A 14,050-nucleotide genomic window follows, 5' to 3' on the forward strand; every position below is an offset into this window, starting at 1 on the left:
GGTGAATAAAACGATATGACGTAAAATGGCCGCTTGCCGCCCCGCCTACCCTTAAGACCCCCCATCACAGCCGTCACACTGTCACTCTTACTGTTATGGGTGTGACGGGGGGTGTTAGGGCGGTCGCAACTGTGACGGCTGTGACGGGTGCTATGGGGTTCCATAGGTGGTTCCCCCGGCAAGCCATGTTGCGAGTTCGTATTGTCCATATCCGGTTCGATAAACGATTTGATTTTTCGTCATTCGAACCAAAGCTTGCCGAACACTTTCGCCCGACATTCCGGTTACGGCTTCCATATCCTTCGGGGTAACCGCCCCGTTTCGGATTGCCTCAATAAGAACCTTTTGCGTATCGCCTGCGAAGGCTTCTTTCGCTGTTCCGTCGGCAACCCAATGGAAATTTTCGAACTTTATCGCCTTCTCAAATTCGGCAATGTCTCGGCCCCGGCCATACATAATCCCGGTGCCCTTATTCGGGCCGCGCTTTAGGACAATGACGGTATCGGCAACGCCAGTTAGACCAAGGGTTGAAGTCACGCTTTCTAAGGGGTCTTCGCTTTCGGCCTTGCGGGTATGGGTGACGACAATGATTGCGACGCGCTTTTCGCTGGCAAGCTGTTGCAGCGGCTTGACCGCTTGAACGTCCAAATCATAAGCGGATTTGTTGCCCCTTGTGGGAACAGGCTTCACCATTGCCAGCGTGTCGATTACGATTAATGCCGGGTTTGACTTGCTTTCAATCCAATTGCGAATGTCGTCTAAGCCGCCTTCGTCAAGTCGGGGCCATTCCGTCGCATATTCGAGATTTGCGGGCCATGCGTCGCCCCCGGTTACGCGGCGCAAACGATCCTGCATACGGCGGTCGTTGTCTTCCAACGCCAAAAGCAAAACGTCGCCGGGTTCGCATTGCTGCCCCATGAACAAGTCGCCGTCTGCCTTTGCGCGGGCAGCGTCCAACGTCCACCAGCTTTTGCCGAACTTCGGAACGCTGGCAAGGAACGCCAACCCTTCCGGCACGATACCGGGCAGCACCCAATTGATAGGCGCAAAATGCTTGTGTTGCAGGTCGCGGGCCGACCGCAGACGCGACCTTGGCGACCCGACAGGCTGCGGCGCGATACCAGCGGCTATCTGCGCCCCATGTGCTGCGGACTGCGCCCCCCGGTGCCGTTCCTGCGCACCACGGCGGGCAGCGCGGGGGTATTCGGTTCCCCACAAGCGTTCGACCTTTTGTTGGCGAGTTTCCCCATTCGCACCGGGCGGGCCGTTCTGCACAAGCGGGCTTGCCAAGACAACCCGGCGAACCTGCGCTTCGTCATTAGAAAAGAGGCAAAGGGCGTTGAGAACGGCGAAATGAGCATCCGAAGGGTTAGCCCCGCTTGTGCCGTTGTAGTGTTCCGCGTTTGCAGGCGAACCCAATATGCTACCGCGCAAGGCTTCGTCATTTATCGTCGGCGCGGGGTTCGGATCAACGACGGGATTTGCAGAACTTTCGACGGGGGCGCTTCGGTCAAGGTAACGCCAAAGGTCGTTTAGGCGGTCATTGCAATCATGGATACCGCCCGACCGAAATACGTTTCCGGTCATGGTCATGTATCGACCCGACGAATAGATTTCGACCTTTTCCTTGTTGCGGCCCGTCGGCACCGCGCCTTTGACCCAAAGATGCAAACCCCGCCCGCTTGGGCTGATTTCTGCATAGCCGGGAAACTGTTCAAGGACTTGCTTTTGCAGTTCGGTCGGCGCTTCGCCGGGTTTTACGTCAAGGTCGATACAAGCGAAGGGGTCATTTTCAGTCATTACGAAGCCGCCGCCTGCAACACTTCCTGCGGCGACAAAGGCTTGAACTTGTTCGAAGGTGCCCCAATCGTTCGGATTGGCAACGGAAGCCAAGCGCCCATTGTGGGGATTGATCGGTTCTTTAGCTTCGTTGCGACAAACCCATTGTGACAGGTCTTTAAGTTCTTGCGGTATGTTTTCAACGTTCTGCGGGTTCATCTTCGGGCCTGTCTGTAATAGGTTATTAGTAGCAATTTCGGGAATTATCTTTCCCGTTTTAATTCAATTCTTTAGCGAATATTTCGGAAGCCGTTTCGGCTGCCATTACGCGCAATGCTTGCGGGCTTCGGTCAATTGAACGACTAAATCTTTCAGTTGGTTTTCGGTTTTTCCGGCAAGACGATATGCGCACCACATGTTCACTTCCGCAGCACCCCAAGCCGACGACTTTTCGCCAAGCTTGATCGGACGCGGGAAGATACCCCGTTGCATAGCTTCATAGAGCGTCGGGCGGGCCATACCCGTTACCGCGCAAACGTCGGGGGTTCGCAGCAAGGCGTTCGGCACAAGGGCCGCAGGGCTGAATTTGGGGAGTTCCGCAGGAATGGCGGTCGAATTGGTCAAGGCGTTCATTGGTGTATCCTCACATGTCTAAGCGGGTCTGCTTGACTTGTGAGGAACATGGGCCAGCCTGACGAAGCGGCCAATCCTCAATTTTCTACGATAACAATAGCTTACAAAAGAACGATTACTAATTACGACGCATGTTTCATTCTAATTTTCGTGGCAAGATAGTCGATTTTGGTTTCGCGTTGGTCTGCGGTTCCCAAACTTTTACGGTAGTAGTAACGATCTACAATTGAAATTGCAGCTTGGCGGTAGCTACGATGAATACCGCTTTCAAATCCCGAAGATGCTTCGGCAATCAAGGTTTCTTTATCCACCCAATCGGACTTCGCAATCTTAAAGTCACCCGGTTCCCAACGTGGCATTACGCGACCCCTGCCCGTAGCGGAACGACCTTCGACGCTTCGGTTTCTTCGCCGCGACAGAAGGCGGCAAAGGCATTCATCATGGCCCGACGTTCTTCAACAAGGTCGTCGCGGCGATACCGACGTTCCACCTCTGTTCCCACATTGTGGCTTAATGCTAACTCACTCAAAATATTATCAAATCCGCGTCGTGCGCAGAAATCCTTGAATGAGCTTCTCAACCCGTGGGGTACAGCGGGCTTCGGCAGTCGCACTTCTTCGGGGTCGTCGGATTGCGTGAGAACCTGCGGATCAATCCAGCCTTTGCCGTCTTTCTTCGCCTTGGTTTCGTGCATCCGTTTCATAACAGCCGACATTGTTGCGTCGGACATTTCACCGCCTCTTGGGGCCGGAAAGATAAGCGCATTTGGATTGTTGTGATCGGCTTCGAAGTTCGGAAGCGACTTCAACAGCGCAACGGCGGCTTCGGGCATGGCGACAACATGGGGCTTTCGCATTTTCGCCCTAGCGGCGGGCACTGTGAAAATCTTCGACTTGAGGTCGATTTCGCCCCATGTCGCGCCCCTTATTTCGCCGCTTCGATTTGCGCAAAGGGTTAGGAAAGTGAGCGCCCTTGCGGCCATGCCTTCCCGCTTTTCAAGTTCTGCGAACCATGTGGGCAAATCATCCTGTTGAATGGCAGCAAAGTTCTGCGCCTCGGCCTTCTTTTGGTTCTTGATCCAGATTTGCAGAACCTTTGTCGAAGCGGGATTGTCAGTTTCGCGGCTACCTTCGTCAATCGCCCAAGCAAAGACGCTTTCAATACGCTGGCGAACACGCCGGGCGGTGTCGGTTTTCGTGGCCCAAATGGGCTTCAAAACTTCTTTCACGTCGTCAATCGTGACAGTGCCCACATCTTTAGCCCCCATCTTTGGGACAACGTGAAGGTCAAGGCTGGCCCGCCATTGCTTGCGGTGCTTGTCGCTTGAAAGCGTCTTTTGAATGTAGTCGCTTTGCATGTATTCGTCCAAGGCATCGGCGAACGTAACGGCTTTGGCCGCGTCGGGCGCGGCGTTCAACTTGCGGCGTTCTTCGACAGGATCACGGCCCTCCCTTACTGCGACGCGAAGGTTATCAACTTCGTTACGGGCGTCTTTCAACGAAACGTCTTCATACGACCCAAGCCCCATGCCACGCGCTTTGCCGCGACTCGTGTAACGGAAGACCCAAGATTTCGTGCCCCATTTCGACACTTGCAGAAAAAGCCCCCTACCGTCGCGGTAGTGCCCCGGTGCCGTTTTCGCCTTTACGGTCTTGTCGTCCAGAAGATCGGAACCCCGTGCCATGTGCTATCCTACTCATTTTCTACTACAGAAATTTGGCAGATTCAGGCAGACAACGCAAGACACTGATAGACGATACAATCCAACAAGTAATTGGAAACAATGGGTATTTCAGACGACTCTAGACGGTGATAGACATACTATCGGAAGCCCTACGGGCTGCCACTTGTACTTTCCCCCAACCTATATTTGCCGCAGTTACTGGCCCACCCGACGGTCGGTTAGGGCCTGCAGTGGCATGGCGCATCAAGACCGGGCCGCACCAATCATGCCTGACGCCAAGGGTAGCGTGCAAAACGCGGCTTGACGGGTGCCGGAACAACTGTCATCGAAATGCGGTCGGTTTCCTTCGGGAAATAATAGGGAATTCGCCATTCGAGCTTGGTCTTGGATGAACCGAAACTGCCCCCGCAACTGTAGACGGTGAGCTACCTCCATCATGCCACTGGGCCCTTTGGTCCGGGAAGGCGGGGACAGCCGCGATCCGTCAGTCAGGAGACCTGCCGACACTGAACCTGAAACACCGGGCGGGGTTGCTCGGGAGAGGATGATGATGGGACCGAGCCTTACGACACGCGCAGACCACCTTGCGCCCGCGCGCCGTTTTGCTGGCCCCTTCTCTTTCTATTCAAAGACCCCGGCGTCGGACCAACCGGAGCCTTCGACATGACAACCACACGCGCAAAAGCGACATTTACCGGCCTGACCCTGATCGCCTCCCTTGCAGGTAGCACCGTGCTGGCGGCAGAAACAGACTATCCGCTGACCATCGATAATTGCGGCCACAGCCTGACCTTTGACAGCGTCCCCGAGGCCACCGTGACCATCGGGCAATCCACGACCGAGATCCTGTATCTTCTGGGCCAGCAGGACCGGATCAAGGGCACGTCGGTCTGGTTCAGCTCTGTCCTGCCAGAGTTTAAAGAGACCAACGCCGCCATCGACAGGTTGGCCGACAATGACCCCAGCTTTGAAAGCGTTCTGGCCAAACGTCCCGATCTGGTCACCGTCATGTATGAATGGCACGTCGGTCCCGAAGGTATGGTTGGTACCCGCGACAGTTTTCACGAGGTTGGCGTTCCGACCTATGTGATGCCCACCGACTGCGCCGCAAAGGACAATACGGTCGGGGCGGATGGCACGCGATCTGAACTGTTCACCACCCAGCAGCTCTATACCAGCATCGAGGAACTTGCCCGGATCTACAACGCGCAAGATGCTGGTGCAGCCCTGCTGCAAGACCTGCAATCGCGCGAAGCAAAGGCCGTGGCGAAGGCCAAATCGCTGAACCTGCCTCAGGGTACATCAGCGTTGTTCTGGTTCTCTGCGTCGGAAATGGCGGCGGACCCCTATGTCGCCGGCCAGCAGGGTGTGCCCGCCTATATGATGGACAAGCTTGGCGTCGAAAACGTTGTGACCTCGGCCGAGGAATGGCCGCTGGTAGGCTGGGAAACACTGGCGAAATCAGATCCGACCTTCATTGTTCTTGCCAAGATGGACCGTCGCCGCTTTCCGGCTGATGATATCGAGAAAAAGCGCGAATTCCTGATGACTGACCCCGTCGCCCGCGAGATGACCGCCGTGAAAGAGGGCCGCATCATCACCATGGACGCCCATGCGATGGACCCGACCGTGCGCGCGATCTATGCGCTCGAGACGATGGCCGACGCGCTGTCCGGTTTCGATCTGGCCGAATGACCGCAATCGACAGCCCCGTAATGCGCAGGCCGCAGTGGCACTGGTGGGTGATTATCCCGCCCGTGCTGTTGGCCGCGCTGCTGTTTGGTGCCGCTATTGGCGAAGTCTCCATCCCGCCGCAGGTGGTGCTGAAAGTGCTGGCCAACAAGGTGCTGAACGCGGGCTATGCGGTCGACAAGATCGACGAAGGCATTGTGTGGAACTACCGCATGGCACGGGCCGTGGTCGCGATGTGTTGCGGGGCCGGTCTGGCGCTGTCAGGCGTCGTGTTGCAAGCCCTGCTGCGCAATGCGTTGGCGGACCCTTATCTGCTGGGCATCTCGGCGGGCGCGTCGACGGGTGCCGTCGCGGTGACCATCCTCGGGCTGGGAGGTGGTGCGATCTCGCTGTCCATCGGGGCATTCAGCGGGGCGCTTGTGGCCTTTGCCTTTGTCGCCGTGCTGGCGCAGGCAGCGGGGGGCGGCGTGGGACTGCGGGCGGCGGGTGTGATCGTGCTGGCAGGCATTGCTGGCAGCCAGATGTTCAACGCCCTGACCGCGCTGATGATCACCAAATCCGCGAATGCGGAACAGGCCCGCGCCATCATGTTCTGGCTCTTGGGAAACATGTCGGGCGTGCGTTGGCCGGATGTGTTCAGCGCGCTGCCTGCCGCGATGATCGGCTTGGTCGCCTGCCTGTGGCACGCCCGTGCGTTGGATGCCTTTACTTTTGGCAGCGACAGTGCCGCGTCCTTGGGCATTCCGGTGCGCCGCGTGCAGCTGCTGCTGATCGGCACGGCGGCACTGGTCACGGCGGTGATGGTATCGGTGGTCGGGGCGATCGGCTTTGTCGGGCTGGTGATCCCCCACGCCATGCGCATTGTCGTAGGGCACCGCCACGCGATCCTTGTCCCGGCGTCCGCCCTGGCGGGCGCTGTGTTCCTGGTCTTTGCCGATGTGATTTCGCGGGTGATCGTACCGGGCCAAGTGCTGCCCATTGGCGTCGTTACCGCTTTGGTCGGCGCGCCTGTGTTTGCGCTGATCCTGATTGGCAAAAGGACGTCGCCATGATCCTGTCGTGTCACGAACTGGGCTGGCGGGTGCGCAACCGCGCCATTGTCAACGATGTGTCCCTGTCCTTGCGTCCGGGCGAAAAGCTGGGGCTGATCGGGCCGAACGGATCGGGTAAATCCACGTTGCTGCATATGCTCGCCGGCATTCAGAAACCGTCGCGCGGGCGGGTCGAACTGGACGGCGCACCGCTGGCAAAGATGCGCCAGCGCGATATCGCGCAACGGCTGGCGTTGGTCGAACAACACGCCGACACCGCTGACCGCATCACCGTGCGGCATGCCGTTGAACTGGGCCGCACACCGTGGCTGTCGGCCCTGCGCGGGTGGAGCCATCAGGATGATGCCATCGTGACACAGGCCTTGGCGGATGTGGACCTGTCGGGCTTTGGCGACCGGCACTGGCACACGCTGTCGGGCGGTGAACAACAGCGCGTCCATATCGCGCGCGCCTTGGCACAAAGGCCGCAAGTGCTGCTGCTGGACGAGCCGACGAACCACCTTGATATCCGGCACCAACTGTCGATCCTCGAGCTGATCCAACGCCTGCCAACCACCGCCATCATCGCGCTGCATGACCTGAACCAAGCCACCCTTTGCGACCGTATCTGCGTGCTGCAAAACGGCACTTTGCGTGCCATTGGCACCCCGTCCGAGATCATGAACGAACCTCTGCTGCGCGAGGTGTTCGGCGTCTGCGGCCACTTCCTCACGGATCCGGCGGACAACGCCCAAGTGATCCGCTTTCACACCGCTGCCCATTAACTGGCACAACCTGCGCAACATTTAACGCTCATCTTACGCATCCGGTCGGGAACCTTACGCGCTCTCCTTAGGTTTAACCTAAGGATCCTGAAGGAGTAGCTACAGATGACCGATAAAAAGCAGACCCCTCCCACCACCACTGACGCAGGTATTCGCGTTCAAAGTGATGAACATTCGCTGACCGTTGGCCCCGATGGCCCGATCGTGCTGAATGATGCCTATCTTCTTGAACAGATGGCGAATTTCAACCGCGAGCGCATCCCAGAACGCCAGCCCCACGCCAAAGGCTCCGGTGCGTTCGGCACCTTCGAGACGACGCAGGACGTGTCGAAATATACGATGGCGAATATCTTTCAGCCCGGTGCGACATGCGATGTGGTGATGCGGTTCTCTACCGTGGCGGGGGAACGCGGCAGCCCTGACACATGGCGCGACCCGCGCGGCTTTTCGGTCAAGATGTACACCGACGAAGGCATCTTTGACATGGTCGGCAACAACACCCCGATCTTCTTTGTGCGCGACCCGATCAAGTTCCAGCAGTTCATCCGGAGCCAGAAACGCCGCGCCGACAACAACATGCGCGACCACGACATGCAGTGGGACTTCTGGACCCTGTCGCCAGAAAGTGCGCATCAGGTAACCTATCTGATGGGAGACCGCGGCATCCCCAAAAACTGGCGCGAGATGAACGGCTATTCCAGCCATACCTATTCGCTGGTCAACGCGGAGGGTGAAAAATTCTGGGTCAAGTTCCACTTCCACACCGATCAGGGCGACGGCAACGCCTATCTCAGTCAGGACGAGGCCGACAAGCTGGCCGGGACCAACGGCGATTATCACCGCGCCGATCTGTTCAACAACATCCGCGACGGGAACCACCCCAGCTGGACGCTCAAATGGCAGATCATGCCGTACGAGGATGCCAAGACCTATCGCATCAACCCGTTTGACCTGACCAAAGTCTGGCCGCACGACGATTACCCATTGATCGAGGTCGGCAAGCTGACGCTGAACCGCAACCCCACCGATTTCCACACAGAGATCGAACAGGCCGCTTTCGAGCCAAACAACATGGTGCCGGGCGTTGGACTGTCACCGGATAAGATGTTGATGGCACGCGGCTTTGCCTATGCTGATGCGCACCGCGCGCGGCTGGGGGTGAACTACAAGCAGATTCCCGTCAACAAGCCCGTCTCGCCCACGCATAGCTATTCAAAGGATGGTGCGGGCCGGACTGAAAAAGTCTCTGATCCGGTTTACGCGCCCAACTCCTACGGTGGCCCGTCTGCGCAGCCGCACCGGCATGAGGCCGGCCTGTGGTATTCCGATGGTGAAATGGTGCGTCAGGCCTATACCCTGCGCCCTGATGATGACGACTGGACCCAAGCCGGCAAGCTGGTCCGCGAGGTCATGGACGCGGACGGCCGCGAACGTTTGGTGTCGAACGTCGTGGGTCATTTGTGTGACGGTGTCAGTGAAAAGGTGCTGGTCCGCGCCTTTGAATACTGGCGCAATGTCGACAAGGAAACCGGCGACAAGATCGAGGCCGGAGTGCGTGAAAAGCTGGGCGGTGAATCCAAAGCGCCCGGTATGGCGTCAGCGCTAAGCATTGGCGGCAAGTAACGCCAACCTATCTATTGCACGCGATCAGCGGGGCCTTAGCAGGCCCCGCTTTGCTGTGTCTAGCTTCGCTGTGTTATCCGACGGCGATATTGTCGATCAGCCGCACACCGGCCAACCAAGCAGCTGCAAGCAAGCGTGCAGGACGGTCGGGCGTGGTCATCAGTTCCAACCGGTCGGCGGATCGCAAATCAAGGTATTCCACTTGCGTAAAGCCCGCGCGCTCAATCCGCTTCACTGCCACCGCGCGCAATGCTTCAAGATCCCCCCCCGCGCGCAGCCCCTCTGACATCTCTTCCATCGCGCGGTGCAATTCTGGTGCCCACGTACGGGCGCGATCCGACAACATCAGGTTGCGCGACGACATGGCCAGCCCGTCCTCTTCGCGGATGGTAGGGCAACCGACGACCTCGATCGGGAGGTCCAGATCGCGGGCCAGACGGGTGACCACCTGCAGCTGCTGATAGTCCTTTTCGCCAAAGAACGCCTTGTCGGCTTGGGTCTGGGTAAACAGCTTGGTCACGATGGTCGCAACCCCGTCAAAGTGCCCTGCCCGATGCGCACCGCACAACCCTTGGGTGATGCCATCGACGGATACGGTCGTCGCAAAGCCATCGGGGTACATCTGCGCCCCGTCAGGCACGTAAACCACATCCGCCTTCAACGAGATCAGCTTGCGCGCGTCCTCTTCTTCGGTGCGGGGATAGTTCTTGTAGTCATCAGGGTTGTTGAATTGCTTGGGGTTGATAAAGATCGTCACGATCACGCGGTCGCAGACCTCTTTCCCCGCCCGAACAAGGCTCAGGTGACCCTGATGCAGCGCACCCATCGTGGGCACGACGGCGACACTTTCGCCCGCGGCTTTCCATCCGGCGACTTTGCTGCGCAGCTCGGTCAGGGTGCGGATAATTTGGGGTGTCATGTTTTGGAAACCTCGTCAGAAAATACATGGTCGGGCCCGGGGAAGGATCGCGCCGTGACCTCGTCGGCATAGGCCTGAACCGCGGCCTTTGCGTCATCACCCAGATGGGCGTAGCGTTTTACGAATTTCGCCTTGAAGGCGGTGAACAGTCCCAGCATGTCGTCGACCACCAGAATTTGCCCGTCGCATTGCGCGGATGCACCGATGCCGATGGTGGGAATGGCGACGGTTTTGGTGATCTGGTTGGCCAGCGCTTGCGGTACTTTTTCAAGCACCACGGCAAAGGCCCCTGCCCGCGTCACCGCCTGCGCGTCGACCATCAGCTGCGTGCCTGCCGCGCCGCGCCCCTGCACCTTATAGCCGCCAAGCGTGTGGATCGACTGCGGCGTCAGCCCGATATGCGCCATCACCGGAATGCCCCGCTTGGTCAGGAACGCGATGGTGTCTTCCATCACCTCGCCCCCCTCGAGCTTGACCGCCCCAGCACCGGTTTCGCGCATCAAACGCGCCGCGTTTTCAAAGGCTTGAGCCGGGCTTTGTTCATAACTGCCAAAGGGCATGTCGATCACCAGCATCGACTGCTTCAGCCCGCGCCGCACGGCTTGACCGTGCAAGATCATCATCTCCATCGTGACCTCGAGCGTCGACGGCAGCCCGTGCAGCACCATCCCCACTGAATCGCCCACCAGCACAAAGTCGCAGATTCCATCCATCACCTGTGCCATCGGCGTCGTATAGGCCGTCAGGCTCACCAGCGGAGCCCCCCCTTTTCGAGCCAGAATATCCGTCGGCATCGGGGCAGTCTTGCGGGCTGTTGCGCTCATCTTGGCGGTCCTTTGTATAAGGTACGTCATTGCAATCACTGTGGCGCATGCACAGGCATGGGCCGGCTTGCGCATGCTTCTAGACCAAAACATCGCGGTTGAGGTAGCAAAACCCGAAAGAATTTTCGCGTGTCGCAGCGTCAGGTGATTTGGTGCTACTTTGACGGGATGGGCGGGACGGTCTGGGCACGGTGTCCCATAGGCATGGTCAACACCAGCAGGCACATCACGACCAGTCCCACACCGGTCCACCCCAAGGCGGGCAAGCGTTCGCCCACAATGACCACGGCCAGCACCGCCGCGACCACGGGTTCGATCAGCGTCAGCGTGGTGGCCATACTAGCACGCACCCGTGACAGCCCGTACCCGAAACAGATATAGCCCAGAAACATCGGCACAAACGCCATATAAAGCCCCACCGCCGCATTGCCCCATGATGCCAGCAGTGGGCCACCCGTTACGATCAGCACGGGCATGAGCAGTATTCCTCCCAGACCAAAGGTCGCGCCCATCACGACCGATGACCGCACGCCACGCACCATCACCGCCCGCGCCGTCCAGCTATACAGCGCATAAGTAAAGCCCCCCAGCAGACCAAGCGCCACCCCAAGCGGGACAGATGAACCGCCCACAGCGCCGTGGCTGCTCCCCTCGGCCAGACAAATCAGCACCATCCCCGCAACGCCCGACAGCGCACCGACGGTCCAGCGCAGGGTCAGCTTGGATCGTTCCATCACATTTTCAATGAGAGCGGCAAACAAGGGCGCGGTGCCGATGGTGACGACGGTACCGATGGTCACCCCCGCCAGCCGCATCGCGCCGTAAAAGGCCAGTGGATAAATCATGACGGCCAAGGCCCCCAGCAGCAGCAAACCACGATGCTGCCACAGTTGCGCACGCGCATGGGCCATGCCCCGCAGCGCGAGCAGCGCCTGTCCGAGACCGCCAATCCCCATGGCAGCAGCACCGATGGCAGCAGCACTGACATCGGGGGCGAAAGTCGCGGCCGTGCCTGTCGTGCCCCAAACGGTACCCGCGAACAGCACACCCGCGATGCCACGCGCATTGCTTTGACTGCCCGCATTGGCCGCGTTTGTCATAGGGTCACGCCTACCGCCTTGAAGCTTGCCACGCCCGCGCAATGAAGGCCGCCGGCATCATTGAGTTATTCAGAGTGCAACCGCGACACGATGCTGCTGGCTGTGACCGTCCCGATCGTCTCTCCATCTTCGACGACAGGGATCGCCTGTCCATCGTCGCCGATTTTGCCAATCAGTTCCGAGACCGGCGTTTCTGCGGCAACGGCCCCGTCCGAACTGGCGGCCGGTGGTCCCATCACGTCGCGCGCCGTCAGCACGCCAAGCGGGTTCATATTGGCCACAAACTCCGCGACATAGTCCGACGCGGGGTTCGAGAAAATCTCGCGCGGGGTGCCGCATTGCACGATGCGCCCCCCCTCCATGATAGCGATGCGCCCGCCGAGCTTGAAGGCTTCGTCCAGATCATGGCTGACGAAGATGATCGTGCGTTTAAGGTCGCGTTGCAGATCAAGCAGCTCGTCCTGCAAGCGGGTACGGATCAGCGGATCAAGCGCAGAGAAAGGCTCGTCCATCAAAAGGATCGGCGCTTCGGTGGCAAAGGCACGGGCCAGACCCACACGTTGCTGCATGCCGCCCGACAGCTCGCTGACCTTGCGGTCGGCCCAATCGGCCAGTCCGACCAGTTTCAGCTGCGCCTCTGCCCGTTCAAGGCGTTCGCGTTTCGGCACATCCGCCAGTTCCAGCCCAAGCGCCACGTTGTCACGCACTGTGCGCCACGGCAGTAATCCGAACTGCTGGAACACCATCGACACACATTCGCGGCGCACACGGCGCAGGTCAGCGGCAGAGCTTGCGGTGACGTCACAGCTCCAGTCGCCATCATGCACCCGCACCGATCCGCGCGCCAGCGGGTTCAACCCGTTGACCGCGCGCAGCAAGGTGGATTTGCCTGACCCCGACAAGCCCATCAACACAAGGATCTCGCCCTGTTTGACGTCGAGCGAGCAGTTGTGCACCCCGAGGATCTGGCCGGTTTCGACCTCGATCTCGGCGCGGTCTTTGCCTGCATCCATCAAGGGCAGCGCCTTGGCCGGTTTCGTGCCGAACACGATGGATACGTTGTCGAATTCGACGGCGTTTGCGGGGTTGTTCATTTGATCGCTCATTTACGTGTCACCCGTAGCATCCGGTCCAGCATGATGGCGACCACCACGATGATCAGCCCCGATTCAAAGCCAAGCCCTGTGTTCACCTGATTAAGCGCCCGCACCACCGGCACGCCCAGACCATCGGCCCCCACAAGTGCTGCGATCACCACCATCGACAGCGACAGCATGATCGTCTGGTTCAGACCGGTCATAATCTGTGGCAAGGCATAGGGCAGTTCGATTTTCCACAAGGTCTGGCTGGGCTTTGCGCCAAAGGCTTGCGCGGCCTCAAGCAGCGCCTTGGGGGTCGATGCGATGCCAAGCTGCGTCAGCCGGATCGGCGCGGGCAGTACAAAGATCACTGTTGCGATCAGCCCGGGCACCATGCCGATGCCGAAAAAGACAATCGCGGGAATTAGATAGACGAAGGTGGGCAGCGTCTGCATCAGATCGAGCACCGGTGCCATATAGCGATACATCCGCGGGCGGTGCGCAGCGGCGATGCCGATGGGGACGCCGACGCCCATACACACCACACAGGCCGACAGCACCAGCGTCAGGCTTTCGGTCGTTTCCTCCCAATAGTCCTGATTGAGGATGAACAAAAACCCCACCACGATCAGCAACGGGGTTTTCCAGTTGCGCTGTATCGCCCATGTCAGCGCGCCGAAGACGGCGATGATGAACAGCGGATGTGGCGTTTGCAGCACCCAGAGGATTGCGTCAATCAACCACTCCATCGCGACGGCCAGCCCGTCGAACAGCCACCCGGCGTTGATCAGCAACCAATCAAAGATCGCCTCTGCGGCGTCATCAATCGGGATCTTATTGTCGGTGAGCCAGTTCATGGGAACCTCCGGAGGACTGTTATCGTGCGATCATAGCAAAAAGG

14 protein-coding genes and 1 riboswitch are annotated in these 14,050 nt (G+C 59.0%); of the genes, 5 read left to right on the plus strand and 9 right to left on the minus strand.

Going from position 1 to position 14,050, the window contains the following annotated elements:
• Positions 1–150 precede the first annotated feature (150 nt).
• Positions 151–1,593 carry an AAA family ATPase gene (locus E5180_RS16110; RefSeq protein ID WP_441351444.1) on the minus strand — a complete coding sequence of 481 codons (1,443 nt, stop codon included), beginning with the start codon at positions 1,591–1,593 and terminating at the stop codon, positions 151–153.
• Between the two features lie 72 nt (positions 1,594–1,665).
• Here E5180_RS16110 and E5180_RS15905 point away from each other — a divergent pair, with 72 nt between their 5' ends.
• A complete protein-coding gene (locus E5180_RS15905) occupies positions 1,666–1,950 on the plus strand; it encodes a hypothetical protein (protein WP_254700559.1) in 285 nt (94 codons plus the stop codon).
• Positions 1,951–2,103: 153 nt separating this feature from the next.
• Here E5180_RS15905 and E5180_RS07140 read toward each other — a convergent pair whose 3' ends face one another.
• The 3 genes from E5180_RS07140 to E5180_RS07150 all read right to left on the minus strand — a co-directional run bounded on the left by E5180_RS07140 (position 2,104) and on the right by E5180_RS07150 (position 4,096).
• Positions 2,104–2,412, minus strand: coding sequence for a helix-turn-helix transcriptional regulator (locus E5180_RS07140; RefSeq protein ID WP_138923770.1), 309 nt, complete (start codon positions 2,410–2,412; stop codon positions 2,104–2,106).
• A 122-nt stretch (positions 2,413–2,534) separates the two neighbouring features.
• Positions 2,535–2,771 (minus strand): hypothetical protein, encoded by a 237-nt coding sequence (locus E5180_RS07145; protein ID WP_138923771.1) that lies wholly within the window; start codon positions 2,769–2,771, stop codon positions 2,535–2,537.
• On the minus strand, positions 2,771–4,096 hold the full coding sequence (locus E5180_RS07150) for a tyrosine-type recombinase/integrase (RefSeq protein ID WP_138923772.1): 1,326 nt from the start codon (positions 4,094–4,096) through the stop codon (positions 2,771–2,773). Before E5180_RS07150 ends, E5180_RS07145 begins: the two co-directional genes overlap by 1 nt.
• A gap of 320 nt (positions 4,097–4,416) precedes the next feature.
• A riboswitch (cobalamin riboswitch) is annotated at positions 4,417–4,615 on the plus strand.
• A gap of 144 nt (positions 4,616–4,759) precedes the next feature.
• On the opposite strand from E5180_RS07150, the gene E5180_RS07155 reads away from it, so the two are divergent.
• The 4 genes from E5180_RS07155 (at position 4,760) to E5180_RS07170 (ending at position 9,227) form a co-directional block, all read left to right on the plus strand.
• Complete coding sequence (locus E5180_RS07155) at positions 4,760–5,791, plus strand: ABC transporter substrate-binding protein (RefSeq protein ID WP_138923773.1); 1,032 nt, start codon at positions 4,760–4,762, stop codon at positions 5,789–5,791.
• Positions 5,792–5,811: 20 nt separating this feature from the next.
• Entirely contained in the window at positions 5,812–6,840 is a 1,029-nt protein-coding gene (locus E5180_RS07160; RefSeq protein WP_254700569.1) for a FecCD family ABC transporter permease, read from the plus strand.
• Complete coding sequence (locus E5180_RS07165) at positions 6,837–7,604, plus strand: ABC transporter ATP-binding protein (RefSeq protein WP_138923775.1); 768 nt, start codon at positions 6,837–6,839, stop codon at positions 7,602–7,604. The genes E5180_RS07160 and E5180_RS07165 overlap by 4 nt, the downstream gene beginning before the upstream one ends.
• A 105-nt stretch (positions 7,605–7,709) precedes the next feature.
• A complete protein-coding gene (locus E5180_RS07170) occupies positions 7,710–9,227 on the plus strand; it encodes a catalase (protein WP_138923776.1) in 1,518 nt (505 codons plus the stop codon).
• A 73-nt stretch (positions 9,228–9,300) separates the two neighbouring features.
• On the opposite strand, the gene panC is transcribed toward E5180_RS07170, so the two are convergent.
• The 5 genes from panC to choW form a co-directional block, all read right to left on the minus strand.
• Positions 9,301–10,146, minus strand: coding sequence for a pantoate--beta-alanine ligase (gene panC, locus E5180_RS07175; protein ID WP_138923777.1), 846 nt, complete (start codon positions 10,144–10,146; stop codon positions 9,301–9,303).
• Positions 10,143–10,970 carry a 3-methyl-2-oxobutanoate hydroxymethyltransferase gene (gene panB, locus E5180_RS07180; RefSeq protein ID WP_138923778.1) on the minus strand — a complete coding sequence of 276 codons (828 nt, stop codon included), beginning with the start codon at positions 10,968–10,970 and terminating at the stop codon, positions 10,143–10,145. Before panB ends, panC begins: the two co-directional genes overlap by 4 nt.
• A 155-nt stretch (positions 10,971–11,125) precedes the next feature.
• Positions 11,126–12,070: a DMT family transporter gene (locus E5180_RS07185; protein WP_138923779.1), complete on the minus strand. Its 945-nt coding sequence runs from the start codon at positions 12,068–12,070 to the stop codon at positions 11,126–11,128.
• 65 nt (positions 12,071–12,135) lie between these two features.
• A complete protein-coding gene (gene choV, locus E5180_RS07190) occupies positions 12,136–13,176 on the minus strand; it encodes a choline ABC transporter ATP-binding protein (RefSeq protein WP_138923780.1) in 1,041 nt (346 codons plus the stop codon).
• Entirely contained in the window at positions 13,173–14,006 is an 834-nt protein-coding gene (gene choW / locus E5180_RS07195) for a choline ABC transporter permease subunit (RefSeq protein WP_138923781.1), read from the minus strand. The genes choV and choW overlap by 4 nt, the downstream gene beginning before the upstream one ends.
• Between the last annotated feature and the right edge of the window lie 44 nt (positions 14,007–14,050).

The organism is Sulfitobacter sp. BSw21498 (assembly GCF_006064855.1).
In the GTDB taxonomy this organism is placed as follows: domain Bacteria; phylum Pseudomonadota; class Alphaproteobacteria; order Rhodobacterales; family Rhodobacteraceae; genus Sulfitobacter.